Annotated in this window: 18 protein-coding genes and 1 pseudogene; 15 read left to right on the forward strand and 4 right to left on the reverse strand. The window is 76.4% G+C overall.

Translation table 11 applies throughout. The features are described from left to right. Positions 1–133 precede the first annotated feature (133 nt). Positions 134–895 (reverse strand): hypothetical protein, encoded by a 762-nt coding sequence (locus tag GYH36_RS06005; RefSeq protein WP_162289382.1) that lies wholly within the window; start codon positions 893–895, stop codon positions 134–136. A gap of 180 nt (positions 896–1,075) precedes the next feature. On the opposite strand from GYH36_RS06005, the gene GYH36_RS06010 reads away from it, so the two are divergent. From GYH36_RS06010 to GYH36_RS06080, 15 genes and pseudogenes are all read left to right on the forward strand, one after another. Beyond that, the gene (locus tag GYH36_RS06010; protein ID WP_246209232.1) at positions 1,076–1,855 is read left to right on the forward strand and encodes a tetratricopeptide repeat protein; all 780 of its coding nucleotides are present in this window, start codon (positions 1,076–1,078) and stop codon (positions 1,853–1,855) included. After that, complete coding sequence (locus GYH36_RS06015; protein WP_162289383.1) at positions 1,852–2,874, forward strand: HAD-IIA family hydrolase; 1,023 nt, start codon at positions 1,852–1,854, stop codon at positions 2,872–2,874. Before GYH36_RS06010 ends, GYH36_RS06015 begins: the two co-directional genes overlap by 4 nt. A 136-nt stretch (positions 2,875–3,010) precedes the next feature. Next, positions 3,011–3,214 (forward strand): hypothetical protein, encoded by a 204-nt coding sequence (locus GYH36_RS06020; RefSeq protein ID WP_024839484.1) that lies wholly within the window; start codon positions 3,011–3,013, stop codon positions 3,212–3,214. Between the two features lie 2 nt (positions 3,215–3,216). Then, on the forward strand, positions 3,217–4,242 hold the full coding sequence (locus GYH36_RS06025) for a TlyA family RNA methyltransferase (RefSeq protein ID WP_162289384.1): 1,026 nt from the start codon (positions 3,217–3,219) through the stop codon (positions 4,240–4,242). Further along, the gene (locus GYH36_RS06030) at positions 4,239–5,225 is read left to right on the forward strand and encodes an NAD kinase (protein WP_024839486.1); all 987 of its coding nucleotides are present in this window, start codon (positions 4,239–4,241) and stop codon (positions 5,223–5,225) included. Before GYH36_RS06025 ends, GYH36_RS06030 begins: the two co-directional genes overlap by 4 nt. A gap of 2 nt (positions 5,226–5,227) precedes the next feature. Then, entirely contained in the window at positions 5,228–6,970 is a 1,743-nt protein-coding gene (recN, locus tag GYH36_RS06035; RefSeq protein ID WP_162289408.1) for a DNA repair protein RecN, read from the forward strand. 6 nt (positions 6,971–6,976) lie between these two features. Beyond that, entirely contained in the window at positions 6,977–8,164 is a 1,188-nt protein-coding gene (gene steA, locus GYH36_RS06040) for a putative cytokinetic ring protein SteA (protein ID WP_024839488.1), read from the forward strand. 118 nt (positions 8,165–8,282) lie between these two features. Next, the gene (locus tag GYH36_RS06045; RefSeq protein ID WP_162289385.1) at positions 8,283–9,347 is read left to right on the forward strand and encodes a copper transporter; all 1,065 of its coding nucleotides are present in this window, start codon (positions 8,283–8,285) and stop codon (positions 9,345–9,347) included. 10 nt (positions 9,348–9,357) lie between these two features. Beyond that, on the forward strand, positions 9,358–10,188 hold the full coding sequence (locus GYH36_RS06050) for a hypothetical protein (protein WP_115943629.1): 831 nt from the start codon (positions 9,358–9,360) through the stop codon (positions 10,186–10,188). Next, positions 10,185–11,861 carry a murein biosynthesis integral membrane protein MurJ gene (gene murJ, locus GYH36_RS06055; protein ID WP_312028523.1) on the forward strand — a complete coding sequence of 559 codons (1,677 nt, stop codon included), beginning with the start codon at positions 10,185–10,187 and terminating at the stop codon, positions 11,859–11,861. The genes GYH36_RS06050 and murJ overlap by 4 nt, the downstream gene beginning before the upstream one ends. Positions 11,862–11,960: 99 nt before the next feature. Next, positions 11,961–13,646 (forward strand): CTP synthase, encoded by a 1,686-nt coding sequence (gene pyrG, locus GYH36_RS06060; RefSeq protein WP_024839492.1) that lies wholly within the window; start codon positions 11,961–11,963, stop codon positions 13,644–13,646. Further along, entirely contained in the window at positions 13,647–14,318 is a 672-nt protein-coding gene (locus GYH36_RS06065) for an NUDIX domain-containing protein (RefSeq protein WP_376739806.1), read from the forward strand. Positions 14,319–14,384: 66 nt separating this feature from the next. After that, positions 14,385–14,588: pseudogene (locus GYH36_RS20510) on the forward strand (hypothetical protein); the annotation flags it as partial. A 73-nt stretch (positions 14,589–14,661) separates the two neighbouring features. Beyond that, positions 14,662–15,258 carry a formylglycine-generating enzyme family protein gene (locus tag GYH36_RS06075; RefSeq protein WP_051471458.1) on the forward strand — a complete coding sequence of 199 codons (597 nt, stop codon included), beginning with the start codon at positions 14,662–14,664 and terminating at the stop codon, positions 15,256–15,258. Between the two features lie 245 nt (positions 15,259–15,503). Then, positions 15,504–16,472: a patatin-like phospholipase family protein gene (locus tag GYH36_RS06080; RefSeq protein WP_246209233.1), complete on the forward strand. Its 969-nt coding sequence runs from the start codon at positions 15,504–15,506 to the stop codon at positions 16,470–16,472. 70 nt (positions 16,473–16,542) lie between these two features. Here the strand turns inward: GYH36_RS06080 and GYH36_RS06085 are convergent, their stop codons facing one another. The 3 genes from GYH36_RS06085 to GYH36_RS06095 all read right to left on the reverse strand — a co-directional run bounded on the left by GYH36_RS06085 (position 16,543) and on the right by GYH36_RS06095 (position 19,308). Beyond that, positions 16,543–17,481 (reverse strand): COX15/CtaA family protein, encoded by a 939-nt coding sequence (locus GYH36_RS06085; RefSeq protein ID WP_162289387.1) that lies wholly within the window; start codon positions 17,479–17,481, stop codon positions 16,543–16,545. Between the two features lie 67 nt (positions 17,482–17,548). Continuing rightward, positions 17,549–18,349: an ABC transporter permease gene (locus tag GYH36_RS06090; protein WP_115942444.1), complete on the reverse strand. Its 801-nt coding sequence runs from the start codon at positions 18,347–18,349 to the stop codon at positions 17,549–17,551. Continuing rightward, positions 18,346–19,308 carry an ABC transporter ATP-binding protein gene (locus GYH36_RS06095; protein WP_162289388.1) on the reverse strand — a complete coding sequence of 321 codons (963 nt, stop codon included), beginning with the start codon at positions 19,306–19,308 and terminating at the stop codon, positions 18,346–18,348. Before GYH36_RS06095 ends, GYH36_RS06090 begins: the two co-directional genes overlap by 4 nt. Positions 19,309–19,379: the final 71 nt, after the last annotated feature.

The raw sequence follows: 19,379 nt of genomic DNA on the forward strand, positions 1-19,379 counted from the left end.
GGGTGGGAGAGTAGGACGCCGCCGGACAACCCTTCACCGAAGGCCCACCCCACACGGGGTGGGCCTTCGGCATTTCCACGACCAACCACCCAGGGCCCCGTCGGCCGCGGTGCGTTCGTCGCATCACGCGTCGTCACAGGCGCCCCGCCGCGTGCCCGAGCACGCTGGCGTGGGAAGATGGCCTGCGCAAACTCCAGAACGAGAGGGAACCCTCGTGAACGACAGCTCCCACGAGCCCGAGCCGGACCGTCCGCGGTCGGGCGACGACCGCGGCGGTCGACGCGACCAGGACGGTCGACGAGGCTCCGGCGACCAGCGTGGCGGGGGACATGGCCGGCCGTCCGGCGGTGACGCGTCGGGTGACCGTCGCCGCGGCGGTGACCAGCGCGGCGCGGGCGACCGGCGCGGGCGCGCGGAGGGCGGCTACCGGGACCGACCCGACCGTGGACGCCCGGGTTCGGACCGTGCCGAGCGCGGCCGTCCGGAGCGCGACCGTCGCGACGACCGTCGACCCGACCGCGGTCGCCCGGACGCGGACCGTCGTGACCGCGCCCGCGACACTCGTGACGGCTCCGGTCGGGATGCTGCCGGGCGCGGTCCGCGCCGCGAGCACGGTACCGACGGCCCGCGCCGCGAGCACGGCGGCGGGTACTCCCGTCGCGACCAGGGTGCGGGTCGCGGCGACCGTCCCGCGCGCCGTGACGACCGTCCCGCGCGTCGGGACGACCGGTGGTCGCGCGAGGGCGACCGCGACGGAGGGCAGCGGCGCGACGCGGAGCGGCCCGCGCGCTCGGGGGAGGGCGGCCGCGGGAGGTTCGACCGGGACGCGACGGACCGACGTCGTGGACCGGGCGGGCCGCGCGACGACCGTCGCGGGGGCGACCGGCGTGGGCACGCGCCGCGCGCCGGCGCGGGCCGGGACCGCGACGGGTTCGACCGCCGGCCGGAGCCCCGCCACCCGGCGGGCCCCGAGATCCCCGAGGACGTCCAGTTCTCCCAGCTCGACCGTGCGGCGCGAGGTCGGCTGCGGACGCTGAGCAAGGAGACGGCCGAGGTCGTCGGCCGCCACCTCGTGATGGCCGGCCGCCTCATCGACACCGATCCCGAGCTCGCGTACGAGCACGCGCAGGCCGCGGTGCGCCGCGCCGGCCGCGTCGACGTCGCGCGCGAGGCCGCGGGCCTGACCGCCTACCGCACGGGCCGCTACGCGGAGGCGCTGCGCGAGCTGCGCACGGTGCGCCGTCTCAACGGCTCGTCCGAGCACCTGCCGATCATGGCCGACTGCGAGCGGGGCCTCGGGCGCCCCGAGCGCGCGCTCGCGCTCGCGTCGTCCGACGAGGCTGCCACGCTCGACGACGTCGGGCGCACAGAGCTCGCGATCGTCGTGAGCGGGGCGCGCGTCGACCTCGGCGAGCTCGACGCCGCGCTCGCCGCTCTCGACCAGGTTCCCGCCGTCGGCACGCAGGGCGAGCTCGGGGCCCGCGTGCTCCAGGCGCGCGCCTCCGTGCTCGAGGTCGCCGGTCGGACCGAGGAGGCTGCGGAGCTCCTGGCCGGCATCGACGCGAGCCTCCTCGCCGCGGCGCTCGGCGACGAGGACGACGACGTCGTGGTCTACGACCTGACGGAGGAGCTCGACGACCTGGAGGACGCCGAGGTCGACGGCGACGAGCCCGCCGTCGACGAGCCCGACGTCGACGAGCCCGACGTCGACGACTCCGACGACGCCGACGACGCGGAGGGCCCTGCCGAGGCGGACGGTGCCGACGTGGCCGACGAGGACGACGGTGCCGACGAGCAGGACGACGTCGACGCGGCGCCCGGCGCCGGGGAGCCGGCGGCGGAGGGCGAGCGGTGAGCGCCGGGCTGCTCGGGAGCGACGTCCCGCTCGCCGACCGGTACGACCTCGCGCTCGTCGACCTGGACGGCGTGGCCTACCGCGGCCACGAGCCGATCGAGCACGCGTCCGAGGGCCTCACGGCGGCGCGCACGCGCGGCATGCGCCTGGTGTTCGTCACGAACAACGCGTCGCGCGAGCCGGGGTCGGTGGCGGAGCAGCTCTCGGGCCTCGACATCCCGACGCGCGCCGAGGAGGTCATGACGGCGGCGCAGGCGGCCGCGGCGCTCCTGCGGACGCGGCTCGAGCCGGGGGCGCGCGTGCTCGTGGTGGGCGGGGCGGGCCTCGTCACCGCGGTGCACGACGCGGGCTTCGTCATCGTCGAGAGCGCGGACGACGAGCCCGAGGCTGTCGCGCAGGGCTTCGCGCCGGAGCTCGGGTGGGCGCAGCTCGCCGAGGCGGCGTACGCGGTCGAGCGGGGTGCGTGGCACGTGGCGAGCAACCTCGACCTGTCGCTCCCGACCGCGCGCGGGTTCGCTCCGGGGAACGGCTCGCTGGTCGGCGCGGTGCGCGCCGCGACGGGCGTGGAGCCCGACAGCGCGGGCAAGCCGTCGCCGACGATGTACCGGCTCGCGATCGACCGCGCGGGGGCGAGCGCCCCGCTCGTCATCGGCGACCGGCTCGACACCGATCTCGCGGGGGCGCGCGCGGGCGGGTACCCCGGCCTGCACGTCCTCACGGGCGTGAGCACGGCGCGCGACGCGGTCCTCGCGGAGCCGCACCTGCGCCCGCACTACGTGGGCGAGGACCTGCGCAGCCTCCTCGAGGCGCACCCGCTCCCGACGCGGAGCGCCGACGGCTGGTGGACGTGCGGCGACAGCGCGGCCCGCGTCGACGACGGCGCCCTGCGCCTCGACGTGCGTGGCACGGCCACGGTCGACACGGTGCGTGCCGCGGCGTCGGCCGCGTGGGCGTCCGCGGACGAGGGGCGTCCGGTCGACCCGGCGAGCGTCCCGGACCTTCCCGTCGGGACCCACTGAGCGGTCGCCGTCTCGCGACGCGCCCGCGTCCCCGTGCGTGGACGCCGCGGCGCGTGGGTCGCACCCGGTAGCGTGGTCCGGGATGCCCGGGCGCAGCCCAGGGCGTGAGTTCGACGAGCCAGACAGGAGGCGTGCCATGACGGACGGTCCGCTGCGTCCCGTGCCCGGCCCACCGCGACCGCCGGCGGCTCCTGCCGACGCAGGCGCGGGCGACGGCACGCTCGAGGCCGTCCTCGCGCGCCTGGACGGCCTGGACGGGCTCGCGACCGCCGACCACGTGGGGGTGCTGCAGGCCGTGCACGACGCGCTGGTCGCCGAGCTCGCCCGCACCGAGGACTGAGCGTGGGCGAGCGCGAGAGCGCCCGCCTCGACGGCGAGCTGGTCCGGCGTGGCCTCGCGCGGTCGCGACGGCACGCGTCGGAGCTCGTGGCGGCCGGTCGGGTGACGCGGGACGGTCGCGTCCTGGCGAAGCCGTCGACCGCCGTCGCGCCGACCGACGTGCTCGAGGTGGCTCCGGACCCCGGCGACCCGGGCTACGCGTCGCGCGCGGGCTTCAAGCTCGCGGGCGTCCTCGACGCCCTGGCAGGGTCGGGCTCCGGGTCCGGCGCGGCGTCTCCCGTCGGGTTTCCGACCGTCCCCGACGGCGTCCTGCCGCGGGTCCCGGTCGTCGACGGCGCCCGGTGCCTCGACCTCGGTGCCTCGACGGGGGGGTTCACCGACGTGCTCCTGCGTCGCGGCGCGCGCGAGGTCGTCGCGGTCGACGTCGGGCACGACCAGCTCGTCCCCGCGCTGCGCGCCGACCCGCGCGTCGTCGTGCACGAGGGCCTCAACGTGCGCGAGCTGCGCCCCGAGCACGTCGGGGCGGCGCCCGACCTCGTGGTCGGCGACCTGTCGTTCATCTCGCTCGCGATGGTGCTGCCCGCGGTGGTGGGCGTGGTCGGTCCCGGCACGGACCTGCTGCTCCTCGTCAAGCCGCAGTTCGAGGTGGGCCGCGAGCGTCTCGGCAGCGGCGGGGTCGTGCGCGACCCGGCGCTGCACGTCGAGGTCGTGGTGGCCGTCGCCCGGCACGCCGCGGTGCTCGGCCTGCGAGCCGTCGCCGTCGTGCCGAGCCCCCTGCCGGGGCCGAGCGGGAACCGCGAGTACTTCTGGTGGCTGCGCGCGGGCGACCCCGGGCGCGCGGACGGCGCGGTGCTCGACGACGCCGCGCTGGAGGACGCCGCCGCGGCGGCCGTGGCGTGGCATCCGTCGCCCGACGGCGGCCCGCCACCCGTCGTGCCGGTCAGACCCGCGACCTGGCCGCGGGACGCCGCACCCGGGACGCCCGCCCTCCCCACCCCCGACCGACCCCTGACTGGAGGAGCACCGTGACGCGACGCGTGCTGATCGTCACCCACGGCGGCCGCCCCGAGGCGGTCGTCGCGCTGCACGAGGCCGTCTCCGAGCTCGAGCGCGCCGGGTTCACCGTGACGCTGCACGACGACGACCTCGCGGAGTCCTTCGGCGACCACATGGCGCGCACGCGGGCGCGCGAGGGCGTCACGGAGTCCGAGGTCGTCATGGTGCTCGGCGGCGACGGCACGATCCTGCGCGCCGCCGAGCTCACGCACGGTACCGGCGTCCCGCTGCTCGGGGTGAACCTCGGGCACGTCGGGTTCCTCGCGGAGAGCGAGCGCGAGGACCTGCGCGCGGCCGTGGGCCGGCTCGCGGCGTACGACTACACGGTCGAGGAGCGCACGATCGTCGAGGTCCGCGCCTACCTGCCCGGGCAGGACGAGCCGCTCGTCGGCTGGGCGCTCAACGAGGCGACGGTCGAGAAGGCGCAGCGCGAGCGCATGATCGAGGTCGTCATCGGCGTCGACGGCCGCCCGCTGTCGTCGTTCGGGTGCGACGGCGTCATCACGGCGACGGCGACGGGGTCGACGGCGCACGCGTTCTCCGCGGGCGGTCCCGTCATGTGGCCGGAGGTCGACGCGGTGCTCGTCGTGCCGCTCGCGGCGCACGCCCTGTTCGCGCGGCCGCTCGTGGTCGGCCCGCGCTCGACGATCACGGTCGACCTGCTGCCGGACTCCGCGTCGCCGGGCGTCCTCACGTGCGACGGCCGCCGGCGCATCGACCTGCCCAACGGCTCGCGCGTCGAGGTGCGCCGCTCGGACACGCCGCTGCGGCTCGCGCGTCTGAGCCCGGCGCCGTTCACCGACCGTCTGGTGTCGAAGTTCTCGCTGCCGGTCGTCGGCTGGCGCGAGCGCGCGGCGAGCGTCGCCGCGACGGCCGGGACCACGGCGGAGCGCGCGGCGTCCGCGCCGCCCGGTGCGACGCCGGACGACCGCGGGACCACGGACGAGGAGGAGTGAGCGTGCTCGAGGAGATCGCGATCGAGAACCTCGGTGTCATCCGGTCCGCCCGGGTGCCGGTGGGGTCGGGCCTGACCGTCATCACGGGCGAGACCGGCGCGGGCAAGACGATGGTCCTCACCGGGCTCGGCCTGCTCATGGGCGGCAAGGCCGACCCGGCCACGGTGCGGCCGGGCGCGTCGAGCGCCGTCGTCGAGGGTCGCGTGCGCGTCGCCGACCGGCCCGCGGTCGCCCGGCGCGTCGACGACGCGGGCGGCCAGGTGGACGACGACGGCACCGTGGTCATCCTGCGCACCGTCGCCGCGGAGGGCCGCTCGCGCGCGCACCTCGGCGGGCGCAGCGTCCCTCAGGGGGTGCTCGCGGAGATCGCCGACGACCTCGTCACGGTCCACGGGCAGTCGGACCAGCTGCGCCTGCGCACGGCGAGCCGGCAGCGCACCGCGCTCGACGCGTTCGCGGGGCCCCAGCACGCCGAGCTGCTCGCCCAGTACCGCGACGCGTGGACCGAGCGGTCGGCGCTCCAGGCGGAGATCGAGGACATCGAGACGCGCGCGGGCGAGCGTGCCCGGGAGGCCGAGCTCCTGCGCCTCGGGCTCGCCGAGGTCGAGCGCGTGGCGCCGCAGCCGGGCGAGGACGTCGAGCTCACCGCGCTCGTGGCGCGGCTCGGGAACGTCGAGGAGCTGCGCGTCGCCGCGCAGCTCGCGCACGACGCCGTCGCGGGCGACGAGGCCGCGGAGCCGCAGGAGAACGCCGTCGTGGCGGTCGACCGCGCGCGCCGGGCGCTCGAGTCGGTCGCCGGGACGGACCCCGTGCTCGGGCGGCTCGCCGAGCGGCTCGCGGAGGTGGGCTACGTGCTGGCCGACGTCGCGACGGAGATCTCGGGCTACGTCGAGGACCTCGCCGCGGACCCGGCCGGGCTCGAGAGCGCGCACGCGCGCCTCGCCGAGCTCGGGACGCTCACGCGCAGCTACGGCGAGACGGTCGACGACGTCCTCGCCTGGGCGAGCGACGCCGGGCTGCGGCTCCTCGACCTGGACGACGGCGGTGAGCGGCTCCAGGCCGCGACCGCGCGCCGCGACGAGCTCGACGCGGAGCTCGAGCGCCTCGGGACCGCGATCACCGCGTCGCGCGAGCGCGCCGCCGCCGAGCTCGCCGCCGCGGTGACCGACGAGCTCCGCGGGCTCGCGATGGGCGGGGCGAGCCTCGTCGTCGACGTCGAGCGCGCGGACGAGCCCGGGCCGTGGGGCGTCGACGTCGTGACGTTCTCGCTCGTCGCGCACGCGGGCGCCCCGGCGCGGCCGCTCGGCAAGGGCGCGTCGGGCGGTGAGCTCTCGCGCGTCATGCTCGCGATCGAGGTCGCGCTCGCGACGGCCGCCGTCGAGGGGACGGGCCAGGTGCTGCCCACGTTCGTGTTCGACGAGGTGGACGCCGGGGTCGGGGGCAAGGCGGCGGTCGAGGTCGGCCGCCGGCTCGCGTCGCTCGCGCGCCGCGCGCAGGTGGTCGTCGTGACGCACCTCGCGCAGGTCGCGGCGTTCGCGGACGTGCAGCTCGTCGTCACGAAGTCCTCGGGCGACGCGGACGGCGTGGACGACCCGGCGGCCGCCGTCACGGTCACGGGTGTGCGCGAGGTCACGGGGGAGGAGCGAGTCCGCGAGCTCGCGCGGATGCTCTCCGGCCAGGAGGACTCCGACGCGGCCCGCCGCCACGCGGTGGAGCTTCTGGAGTCGTCGGTCGTGGGACGATAGGGCACGATGAGACTCACTCTGCGCAAAGCCTCCCCGCCGGAGGCCGGGTCCGGCACGCTCGGCCCGGCCAAGGTCGACGCGCGCACGAAGGCCCTCACGAAGCGGCTGCAGCCGGGCGACGTCGCGGTGATCGACCACGTCGACATCGACCGCGTCGCGGCCGACGCGCTCGTGGCGGCCAGGCCGTCCGCCGTCCTCAACGCCGCCAAGTCCGTCTCGGGGCGCTACCCGAACCTCGGTCCGGACGTGCTCGTCGAGGCGGGCATCGTCCTCGTCGACGACCTCGGCCCCGCGATCATGGCGATCCCCGAGGGTCGCGACGTGCGGCTCGACGGCGGCAAGGTCTACCTCGGCGACGACCTCGTGGCCGAGGGCGTGCTGCAGAGCGAGGAGACCGTCGCGCGCAGCCTCGAGGAGGCGCGCGCCAACCTCTCGGTCGAGATCGAGTCGTTCGCCGAGAACACGATGAACTACCTGCGCCGCGAGCGTGACCTGCTGCTCGACGGCGTCGGCGTCCCGGACATCCGCACCCCGATCGACGGGCGCCAGGTGCTCATCGTCGTGCGCGGCTACCACTACCGCGAGGACCTCGCGACGCTGCGCCCCTACATCACCGAGTACCGGCCGGTCCTCATCGGCGTCGACGGCGGCGCCGACGCGATCCTCGACGCCGGCTGGAAGCCCGACATGATCGTCGGCGACATGGACTCCGTGTCCGACCGCGCGCTGAGCAGCGGCGCCGAGATCGTCGTGCACGCCTACCGCGACGGCAAGGCGCCGGGCCTCGAGCGCGTCCAGGCGCTCGGCGTCGAGCCCGTCGTCTTCCCGGCGACGGGCACGAGCGAGGACATCGCGATGCTCCTCGCGGACGACAAGGGCGCCGAGGTCATCGTCGCGGTCGGCACGCACGCGACGCTCGTCGAGTTCCTCGACAAGGGCCGCGCGGGCATGGCGAGCACGTTCCTCACGCGCCTGCGCGTCGGCGGCAAGCTCGTCGACGCGAAGGGCGTGTCGCGCCTGTACCGGCACCGCATCTCCAACCTGCAGCTCTGGCTCCTGTCCCTCGCGGGCCTCCTCGCCGTCGTCGCGGCGCTGTGGTCGACGGCCGCGGGCCAGACGTTCTTCGGGATCGTGGGCGCCCGGTTCGACGACCTGTGGTCGTGGATCGGTTCGCTCTTCTCCGGCGGGGGCTGACCGGGCCGGGCCGCCGTCGGCCCGAGCGGTCGCCCCCCGCCATGCCCGCCCCGCGTCCGTCGCGGACCCCTGACCTTGCCAGCACGCAGCAGCTCGAACCGAAGGACACCACCGCACAGTGATCGACTTCAGGTACCACATCGTCTCGTTGATCTCGGTCTTCCTGGCCCTCGCCGTCGGCATCATCCTCGGCGCCGGGCCGCTCCAGGGCGCGATCGGCGACCAGCTCACGGGGCAGGTCGAGCAGCTGCGCACCGAGCGCAACGACCTGCGCGACCAGCTCGACCGGGCCAACGTCACGCTGGGCGACGACGCGCGGTACATCGAGGCCGCCGGGCCGCAGCTCGTCGCGGGCTCCCTGCAGGACCGCCGCGTCGCCGTCGTCGACCTGGACGGGGCCGACCGCGAGCGGGACGACGCGATCACCGAGCAGCTCGAGACGGCCGGCGCGGCCGTGGTCGGGCACGTCCGCCTCACCGACGCGTGGACGAGCCAGGACGAGGAGAGCGCCCGCCAGACCGTGGCCGAGGGTCTCGGCGACAAGCTGGGCGAGATGCCGCAGGACGCGACGCCCGAGCAGCGGCTGTCGCGCGCGCTCGCGCTCGCGCTGACGGGCTCGACGCCCGCGAGCTCCGAGGAGCGCAGCCCGGAGGCGATCGAGCTCGAGGCCCTGCTCGAGCGCTTCGCGCTCGTCGACGTCGTCACGGAGCAGACCTTCCCGGCGGACGTCGTGCTCCTCCTGGGCGGACCGGCGCCCGAGCAGGCGGCGCCGACCGGTGAGGAGGGCGAGGAGGCTCCCGCCCCCGACACGTACGTCGTCGACATCGAGGTCCAGGTCGCGGTCGCCGCGCAGGAGGTCGCCGAGGCCGCGCTCGTCGCCGGCCCGACCGCCGTCTCCGGTGACGTCGTCTCGACGATCCGCGCGAACGAGGACCTCGCGTCGAGCCTGTCGACGGTGAGCGGCGTCGAGGGGGAGCCGGGCCGGATCAACGTCCCGCTCGCGCTCGCGGCCCGCGTCGCGGGCGAGGTCGGCCAGTTCGGCTTCGAGGAGAGCGCGACGGCGGTCCTCCCGCCCGCGGTCGAGCTCCCGCCCGTTACGCGCACGACGGCGTCCGACACGGGCACGCCGACCTCGGGCGACGCGGACGTCGAGCAGACCGACGCCGACGCGGGGGAGGGCTGACGTGGCGCGCGTGCTGCGCACGCTCCTGGCCGCCGGGGTCTCCGCCGCGGTGACGACGGCGGCGCGCCGCGCCACGGCGTCGAACCCGCCGGGCGGCGCCGCGCGGTGGACGCGCACGAACCACCGGGGCGAGCCCATCAGCCTGCTGGAGGGCCCGGCCGTCGCGGCGGGCCTCGTCGCCGCGACCCTCGCGACCGGCGGTGACGCCCGGACGCGCGGCGCCGTCGCGCTCGCGACGGCGAGCGCGGGCACCTTCGGGCTCGTCGACGACCTCGCGGAGGACACCTCGACGCGCACCAAGGGCCTGCGCGGCCACCTCGGTGCGCTCGCCGAGGGCCGTGTCACGACGGGCGCGATGAAGGTCCTCGGGATCAGCGGCGTCTCGCTCGTCGCGGCCGCGATCGGCACGCGGCGCACGGGCGGCGCGTTCGCCCACCTCGTGGACGTCGGGGTCAACGGTGCGCTCGTGGCCGGCACCGCGAACCTGCTCAACCTTCTCGACCTGCGCCCCGGGCGCGCGCTCAAGGCCGCGGGGGCGGCGTCCGCGCCGTTCCTCGCGACGTCCGCGGCTCCCGCCACGGGCGCGGTCCTCGGCGCTGCCGCCGCGGCCGCCCCGGGTGACCTGGGCGAACGCGACATGCTCGGCGACTGCGGCGCCAACGCGCTCGGCGCCGCGCTCGGCTCGCAGGTCGCGTTCGCCGCGCCCCGTGCCGTGCGCTGGCTCGCGCTCGCGGGCGTCGTCGGGCTGACCCTCGCGAGCGAGAAGGTGAGCTTCTCGACGGTCATCGACGGCAACGACGTGCTGCGGCGCGTGGACTCGTGGGGCCGGCGCCCGGCGTGAGCGGGCGTGCCGGGCGGCTGCGCGCCGCCACGGGCACGCTGGCGGGTGCCGCCGCGATGATCACGCTCGTGACGATCGCGAGCCGCCTCGTCGGGTTCGCGCGGTCGCTCGTGCAGTCCGCGGCGGTCGGCACGGAGGGTGTCGGGTCCGCGTTCACCGCGGCGAACCTCCTGCCCAACGTCCTGTTCGAGGTCGCCGCTGGCGGTGCCCTCGCGGGGTCGGTCGTCCCGCTCCTCGCCGGGCCCATCGCGCGGCGCGCGGGCACCGAGGTGTCCCGCGTCGCGTCCGCGCTCCTCGGGTGGACGCTCGTCGTCCTCGTCCCGCTGGGCGGCCTCCTCGCGCTCCTCGCCCAGCCGATCGCGACCGTGCTCATGGCCTCGAAGCACCCCGAGCTCGTCGACGTCACCGCGACGTTCGTGCGCGTCTTCGCGCTCCAGGTCCCGCTCTACGGCCTCGCCGTCGTCCTCGGCAGCATCCTCCAGGCGCACAAGCGCTTCTTCTGGCAGGCGTTCTCGCCGCTGCTGTCGAGCCTCGCCGTGATCGCGGTGTTCCTCGTGTTCGCCGGCCTGGCCGACGGGGACCAGAAGGACGTCGCGGCGCTCTCGGGCGAGGCGATCGCGTGGCTCGGCTGGGGGACCACCGCGGGCGTCGCCGTCCTCGCGCTCCCGCTCGTCCTGCCCGTGCGCCGGCTGGGCGTGCGGCCGCGGCCCACGCTGCGGTTCCCGGGCGGCGAGGCGGTGCGCGCACGCAACCTCGCGTTCGCGGGGATCGGCGCGCTCGTCGCGCAGCAGCTCTCGGTCCTCGCGATCATGGGCGCCGCCTACGGGTTCGGGCCCGAGCAGACGTTCCCGACGTACTGGTACGCGCAGCAGGTGTACCTCCTGCCGTACGCGGTGCTCGCCTTCCCGCTCGCGACGAGCACGTTCCCGCGCCTCGCGGAGCACGTGGCCCACGCGCGCCACGACGCGTACCGCCGCCTGCTCGCGACCACGACGCGCACGCTGCTCGTCGTCGCGGGCCTGGGCGCCGCGGCGCTGATCGCCGCGTCGGCGGCCGTCGAGGTGGTGTTCGCCCGCATCGCCCAGGGGTCGGTCGCGGGCATGGGCGGTGCCGTCGCGGGCATGGCCGTCGGCATCGTCGGGTTCTCGCTGATCCTCCACCTGTCGCGTGCGCTGTACACGATCGATCGCCAGCGCGTCGCCGTCGTCGTGACCGCGGCAGGGTGGCTCGTCGTCGCGGCGACCGCGTACGTCCTTCCCCTGGTGACCGGTGTCCGCGACCAGGCCGGCGTGCTGCTCCAGCTCGGGCTCGCGACGACCGTCGGCATGTCCGTCGCCGGGGCGGGGCTCCTCGTCGCGACGCGTCGGTACGCCGGGCCGGAGGCGACGCACGGCGTCCCGCGCACGCTCGCGGTCGTCGCCGTGGGCGTCGCGCTCGGCGCGCTCGCGGGCTCGGCGCTCTCGGACGCCCTCCTGCCCGACGACGCGGGCTGGCTGCCGGCGGTCGGCGTCGGGGCGCTGGCCGCGGTCGTGGCGGGCGCCGTCGTCGTCGGCGTGTCGCTCGTGGGCGACCGCGCCGCGCTGCTCGGCGTCCTGCGCCGCGGCGCCACGGGCGGCGGGGCGGCACCCGCTCCCACCACGGACGACGCCCCGGACGGGCCGTCCGACCGGTGACGCGCGCCGTCGGGCGCCGGCTCGTCGCGGGCCCGGTGTGAGCGGACCGACCCCGCGGCCCGCGTGCCGTCGGCGGGCTCGCTGTTAGGATGGAGTTCCGTGGCAGATCACCTGAACCGGCCCTCCTCCCGACTCAACGCCTCGGGCGCTCGCTCCGAGCACCGCACCGCGCACGTCTTCGTCACCGGCGGCGTCGCCTCCTCGCTCGGCAAGGGCCTCACGGCGTCCAGCCTCGGTCGTCTGCTCCGCTCGCGCGGCCTGCGCGTCACCATGCAGAAGCTCGACCCGTACCTCAACGTGGACCCGGGCACGATGAACCCGTTCCAGCACGGCGAGGTCTTCGTCACCGAGGACGGCGCCGAGACGGACCTCGACATCGGCCACTACGAGCGCTTCCTCGACGTCGACCTCGAGGCCTCCGCGAACGTCACGACCGGCCAGGTCTACTCCCAGGTCATCGCACGCGAGCGGCGCGGCGAGTACCTCGGCGACACGGTCCAGGTCATCCCGCACATCACCGACGAGATCAAGGCGCGCATGCGCGCGCAGGCCGGTGAGGACGTCGACGTCATCATCACCGAGATCGGCGGCACCGTCGGCGACATCGAGTCCCAGCCGTTCCTCGAGGCGGCCCGCCAGGTGCGCCACGAGCTCGGCCGCGACGACGTGTTCTTCCTGCACGTCTCGCTCGTGCCGTACATCGGCCCGTCGGGCGAGCTCAAGACGAAGCCCACGCAGCACTCGGTCGCCGCGCTGCGCTCCATCGGCATCCAGCCCGACGCGATCGTGCTGCGCGCGGACCGCGTCGTGCCCGACCCGGTGAAGCGCAAGATCGCGCTCATGTGCGACGTGGACAACGAGGCCGTCGTCAACGCGGTCGACGCGCCGAGCATCTACGACATCCCGCGCGTGCTGCACTCCGAGGGCCTCGACGCCTACGTCGTGCGCCGCCTCGGCCTGCCGTTCCACGACGTCGACTGGGACGGGTGGAGCCAGCTCCTCGAGCGCGTGCACCAGCCCGCCCACCGGGTCGAGGTCGCGCTCGTCGGCAAGTACATCGACCTGCCCGACGCCTACCTCTCGGTCACGGAGGCGCTGCGTGCCGGCGGGTTCGCGAACGACGCGAAGGTCACGATCCGCTGGGTCGCGTCCGACGAGTGCCAGACGCCCGAGGGCGCGGACGACGCGCTGAGCGGCGTGGACGCGGTCCTCGTGCCCGGCGGGTTCGGCGTGCGCGGCATCGAGGGCAAGCTCGGCGCTCTGCGCTGGGCGCGCGAGAGCAAGGTGCCGACCCTCGGCATCTGCCTCGGCCTGCAGTCGATGGTCATCGAGTACGCGCGCAACGTGCTCGGCATCGAGGACGCGTCGTCGACCGAGTTCCACCCGTCGACGTCGCACCCCGTCATCGCGACGATGGAGGAGCAGCTCGCGATCGTGGGCGGCGAGGGCGACCTCGGCGGCACGATGCGCCTCGGCTCCTACGAGGCGGCGCTGACCCCCGGCTCGGTCGTCGCGAAGACGTACGGGTCGGAGCGCGTCTCCGAGCGGCACCGCCACCGCTACGAGGTGAACAACGCCTACCGCGCGCAGCTCGAGGAGGCGGGCCTCGTGATCAGCGGGACCTCGCCCGACTCGTCGCTCGTCGAGTTCGTCGAGCTGCCCGCGGACGTCCACCCGTACTACGTGAGCACCCAGGCGCACCCGGAGTTCAAGTCGCGCCCGACGCGCTCGCACCCGCTCTTCACCGGCCTCATCGGCGCCGCGCTCGAGAACCAGGCCGACTGAGTGTCCGCCGAGCCGGGCGCGGGCGAGCCGCGCCCCGCGCCGGAGGGCGCGCCCGTCGTCGACGTGCTCGCGCCGCGCCCGGTCGTCGAGACGGCGGTCGTGCACGCCGGTCGGGTGTTCGACCTGCGCTCGGACGTCGTCGACCTCGGCGACGGCGGGACCGTCACGCGCGAGTACCTCGACCACCCCGGGGCGGTCGCGATCGTCGCGCTCGACGACGACGAGCGCGTGCTCCTGCTGCGCCAGTACCGGCACCCGGTCCGGCGCGAGCTGTGGGAGGTGCCCGCGGGCCTGCTCGACGTCGTGGGCGAGGACGGCCAGGTCGCCGCGGCCCGCGAGCTCGCCGAGGAGGCGGACCTGCGGGCGGCCCGCTGGGACGTGCTCGTGGACTACTTCACGACGCCGGGCGGCTCGAACGAGGCGCTGCGCGTGTTCCTCGCGCGCGATCTCTCGCCGGTGCCGGAGGCGGACCGGTTCGAGCGGGAGGCCGAGGAGCTCGACATGGAGCTGCGCTGGGTGCCGCTCGACGAGGCGGTGGGCAAGGTCCTGCGGGGGGAGCTGCACAACCCCTCGGCCGTCGTCGGGATCCTCGCGGCCGCGGCGTCGCGTGCGGACGGCTGGGCGTCGCTGCGCCCCGCCGACGCGCCGTGGCCGGAGCGCCGCGGCGGCTGACGCCCGGGCGGGGGCGGGTCCGGTGATCGGTCCGCCGCGCCCTCGGGTAGCGTCCCGGACGTGGACGTGACCCTGCCCGAGCTCCGACCCGTCCCCGCGGGCCGGATCGACGCCGTCGACGCGCGCACCCGGACGAGGCGCAGCGTCACCCTGGAGTCGTTCCACGTCGCCCGCACGCCGGTGACCGCCGGGCAGTACGCGGCCGTGCTCGACGCCGACCCGGCGCGGCCGCGCCCCCGGGTCGCGCCGCCGACCGGCGGGCGGTCGGGTCGCTCCGGGGCCGGCCAGGACCGGACGCCCCGGGAGCGGGACGACGTCCCCGTGCACGGCGTGACGTGGTTCCGTGACGTGGTTCGAGGCGGTGCGGTGGTGCAACGCGGCGTCCCGGGTCGCGGGCCTCGACCCCGCGTACCGCGTCGAGGACCGGACCGTGCGGTGGGACGTCCGCTCGGCCGGCTACCGCCTCGCGACCGAGGCCGAGTGGGAGCACGCGTGCCGCGCGGGGACGCGCGGCGCGCACCACGGCCCGCTCGGCGCGGTGGCGTGGACCGCGGAGGACGACCTGGACGGGCCGCGGCCCGTCGCGGAGCGCCTGCCCAACGCGTTCGGCCTCCACGACATGCTCGGCAACGTCTGGGAGTGGTGCTGGGACTACGCCGACACGGCCCGCTACGGCGAGTACCGCAGCCTGCGCGGCGGGGGCTGGGCGGACCGGGCGTGGAGCGTGCGCGCGGGGGTGCGTCGGGCGAGCGCGCCGGACGCACGGATCGAGGACGTCGGGTTCCGTGTCGCGCGAGGCGCCGTGGGAGAGGCCGGGGTCCCGGCGGCGCAGGGGTGGTCGGACGCCGCGGACCGGGACCGAGCCCGGGTGCCCGGCCTCCTGCCCCTCGGGTGGACGCCGCTGTCGTTCGACGAGCCCGGGACGCCCTCGGACCGGTGACCTCGCCGGCACCCGAGCCGGACGCTGCCGCGCTGCCTCCACACCGCCCGGGTCGCTCGGGGTGGAAACCCTTGCGGCGGGCGAGTGCCGCAGTGCTAGCGTCGACGGCGATCGTGATCCGAGCGGAGGAGGTGAGTCCCGTGCACGCTGTGTCCGTACCGGGCGCTCCCTCGCTGCCCACGATCGCGCGACGACCGTAGTCGTCATCGGGAGCGCTCGCCCCGCGATCGCGAGAGGCGACTCCGATGACCACCAGCACCACACCTCCTTCTCCCGCAGGACCTTCCGCGGCGTCTCGGCCGCTTCCCGGCCCGACGGACCCCGCTCCCGCACCCGCCCCGACGACGGGCGGACGCGCCCTCGTGCTCGGGGGTGGAGGGTCCACCGGCAACGCCTGGCTGATCGGCGTCGTCGCCGGCCTGGCCGACGCGGGGGTCGACGTGACCGCCGACCTCACGGTCGGGACGTCGGCCGGGTCGACGGCGGCGGCGCAGCTCGCGGGGGCGACGCCCGCGGAGCTGTACGCCGCGGCACTGGTCCCACCGCCCGTGCGGACGGCCGGCCCGGGACGGGCCGACGACCGGACGCGCCAGGCGGCCGAGCAGATGGCGCGGACGGCCGCGCTCGTCGCGGGTGCCCGGGACGCGGGTGACATGCGGCGCCGGATCGGGGCGGCGGCGCTCGCGCTGCCGGCGTCGTCGGACGAGTCCGCGCGCGCCCGGTGGCGGGCGACCGTCGCCGCGCGCCTGCCGAGCCCGTCCTGGCCGCAGCGGCCCGTCCTGCTCACCGTCGTCGACGCGCGGACGGGAGAGCCGGTCGTCCTCGACCGGCACAGCGGGGTCGACCTCGTCGACGCCGTCGCGGCGAGCTGCGCGAGCGCCTTCGCCTACCGGATCGGGGACGAGTGGTACGTCGACGGCGGCTACCGGCGCGGCGAGAACGCCGACCTCGCCGCAGGCAGTCGGCGGGTGCTCGTGCTGGCGCCGTTCGGGGGCAGGACGCGCGCACCGCGGGCCTGGGGGCTGCACCTGGCGGCGCAGGTCGACGAGCTCCGTGCCCGCGGGAGCGCGGTGGAGGTGGTCGTGCCGGGTGCCGCCGCGGACCACCTGTTCGGACCGCAGGCCATGGACCTGACGCTGCGCCCGGAGGCCGCCCGGGCGGGACACGCCCGGGGCGCGGCGCTCGCGGAGCGCGTCGCCGCGTTCTGGGACTGACGTGGCGCGGGGCCCGTGCCGCGCAGGCCCGGGCCCCGCCCTACGCGCGCGGGCGAGTCGTGGCCCCGCCCTACGCGCGCGTGCGGGTCGTGAGGACGACGCGCGTCGAGCCCGCGACGAGGAGGGCCGAGCCGAGCATGTGGAGGCCGACGAGCAGCTCCGGGAGGCCCGTGAAGTACTGGACGTAGCCGATGAGGCCCTGCCCGAGCGTGATCGCGAGGAGGACCCACGCGGCGCGGCGCACCTCGCGCGGTCCGCGGCGCACGCTCACCAGGTAGGCCACGAGGACGGCCACGAACACCCACACCGCCCACGCGTGGATCTTGCTCATGAGCACCGGGTCGACGGCGAAGCGGTAGCCGACCTCCTCGTCGCCGCTGTGCGGCCCCGACCCGGTGACGATCACGCCGAGCACCACGACGAGGGCCGTGAGGCCGTAGAGGACCCACGCGAGCGCGCGCGAGCGCGGCTCGACGGCCGGGACGGGCGCGCCGTCGCCCTCGCCCGAGCGGTGCAGCAGGAGCAGCGAGACCGCGACGAGCGCCGCGGAGACGACGAAGTGCAGCGACACCCAGCCCGGGTGCAGGTGCAGCAGGACGATGACGCCGCCGATGACCGCCTGGGCCGCCACGCCGAGCAGCGGGACGGCGCCGAGGAGCCGGTACGACAGCGCGCGCGAGCGGTCGGTCCACACGAGCACGAGGGTCGCGAGCGCGACGACGCTCAGCACCCCGGTGAGCGTGCGGTTCCCGAACTCCACGAACTGGTGGTACGTCGTCTCCGGGTGGAACTGGGCGGCGAACTGCCCGGGCTCGCACTGCGGCCACGTCGAGCACCCGAGGCCCGAGCCCGTGAGCCGCACCGCGCCGCCGGTGACGATGATGCCGATCTGGGCGACGAGGTTCGCCACGAGCACGGGCCGCGTCCAGCGGCGCAGCGGTGCGAGCCGGTCCGGCCGGCCGGTGCGGTCGTCGGTGGCGGGGTCGAGCGCGGGGGACGGGGTGCTCACGGTCCCACGGTATCCGGGCGGGTCGCCCGGCCCGGAATCCTGCGGGTGTGAGATGCGTCGGGAGGGCTCAGGTCCAGCGGAAGAGCCTGCCCGCGCCCCAGCCGAGCGCGGCCGTCCAGCCGAGCAGCACGACGACCGAGAACGGCGGGACCGAGCCGTCGAGCAGCGCCCCGCGCATCGCCTCGCCGAGCGCGCCGGACGGCAGCAGGAGCGCGACCTGCTCGAGCGGCCCGGGGAGCTGGTCCGCCGGGACGAGCACGCCGCCACCGACCGTGAGCAGCACGAGCACGAGGTTCGCGACCGCGAGGACGCCCTCGGCGCGCAGCGTGCCCGCGAGGAGCATCGCGAGCGACGTGAACGCGGCCGTGCCGAGCAGCACGGCGAGCAGCGCCGCGGGGATGCCCGCCGGGTCGGGGCGCCACCCGAGCGCGAGCGCGACGCCCGAGATCACGACGACCTGCACGACCTCGACCGCGAGGACGCCGAGCACCTTGCCCGCGAGCAGCCCGCCGCGCCCCAGCGGCGTGGTCGACATGAGACGCAGGACGCCGTTGCGGCGGTCGAACGCCGTCGCGATCGCCTGGGACGTGAACGCCGTCGACATCACGGCGAGCGCGAGCACGCCCGGCGTCACGAAGTCGACGCGTGACGCGCCGCCCGTCTCGAGGTCCACGAACGACGTCAGCACGAGGCCGAGCAGGAGCATGACGGGCAGGATCACGGTCACGAGGAGCTGCTCGCCGTTGCGCAGGATCATGCGCGTCTCGAACCCGGTCTGCGCGACGACGCGGCGCCACGCGGGCGCGGCGAGGTCGGCGGCAGGGCCCTGGGTGCCGGGCGCGGCCGGCGTGGTCGGGGTCGCGCTCATCGCAGGTGCCGTCCCGTGAGGTCGAGGAACACGTCCTCGAGCGTGCGGCGGCCCACCGTGACGCGCGAGGCGAGGACGCCGCGCGCGGCGAGCCACGTCGTCAGCGTCACGAGCGTCGCGGGGTCGGCCGGGCCGGTGAGGGCGTACGCGCCGGGCTGCGGCTCGGCGACCGTCCACGCGCCGTGCGTGCCGTCGGGCACGTCGGCCCCGGCGCCGAGCGCGTCGCGCAGCCCGTCGAGGTCGAGCCCGGCCGCCGCCTCGAACCGGACCGTGCGGTCGGCCGTGCCGTCGGCGCCGGTCTCCAGCAGCGCGCGCGTCGCTCCCGCCGCGATGACCTTCCCGTGGTCGACGACGTAGACCTGGTCGGCGAGGTCCTCCGCCTCGTCCATGAGGTGCGTCGTGAGGACGATCCCCACGCCCTCGGCCCGCAGCTCGCGCACGAGCTCCCACACGGCGTGCCGGCTCTGCGGGTCCATGCCCGCGCTCGGCTCGTCGAGGAACACGACCTCGGGCCGGCCCACGATCGCGGCGGCGAGCGCGAGCCGCTGACGCTGCCCGCCCGACAGGCGCCGCACCGTGGTGCGCGCGAAGCTCGCGAGCCCCAGGCGCTCGGTGAGCTCGCCGACGTCGCGCGGCCGGGCGTACATGGACGCGACGTGCCGCAGCATCTCGAGCGCGCGCACGCCCGTGGGCAGGCCGCCGTCCTGGAGCATGACGCCGACGCGCGGGCGGAGCTCGCGCGCGTCGGCCAGCGGATCGAGGCCGAGCACGCGCACGCTGCCCGCGTCGGGGGAGCGCAGGCCCTCGCAGCACTCGACCGTCGTGGTCTTGCCCGCGCCGTTGGGCCCGAGCACGGCGGTGATCGCGCCGCGCTCGGCGGCGAGGCTCACGCCGTCGACGACGGCACGACCGTCGTAGCGCTTGACGAGGTCGTGCACGAGCACGGCGGGGGCGGGCACCCGGCGATTCTAGGGGGAGGGCGCGCGCCGCCCGGGTCCGGCACGACCGTCGTCGCGCGGGTGTCGCGTAT

Origin of the sequence: Cellulosimicrobium composti, assembly GCF_010287905.1 — a bacterium.
Classification (GTDB): Bacteria; Actinomycetota; Actinomycetes; order Actinomycetales; family Cellulomonadaceae; genus Cellulosimicrobium; species Cellulosimicrobium composti.

What these genes read in the sequence shown, in the direction of transcription:
- GYH36_RS06010 (WP_246209232.1), top strand. Translation starts at nt 1,076, where the DNA reads ATGGCCGGCCGCCTCATCGACACCGATCCCGAGCTCGCGTACGAGCAC.
- GYH36_RS06080 (WP_246209233.1), top strand. Translation starts at nt 15,504, where the DNA reads ATGACCACCAGCACCACACCTCCTTCTCCCGCAGGACCTTCCGCGGCG.
- GYH36_RS06090 (WP_115942444.1), bottom strand. Translation starts at nt 18,349, where the DNA reads ATGAGCGCGACCCCGACCACGCCGGCCGCGCCCGGCACCCAGGGCCCT.
- GYH36_RS06020 (WP_024839484.1), top strand. Translation starts at nt 3,011, where the DNA reads ATGACGGACGGTCCGCTGCGTCCCGTGCCCGGCCCACCGCGACCGCCG.
- steA (WP_024839488.1), top strand. Translation starts at nt 6,977, where the DNA reads ATGAGACTCACTCTGCGCAAAGCCTCCCCGCCGGAGGCCGGGTCCGGC.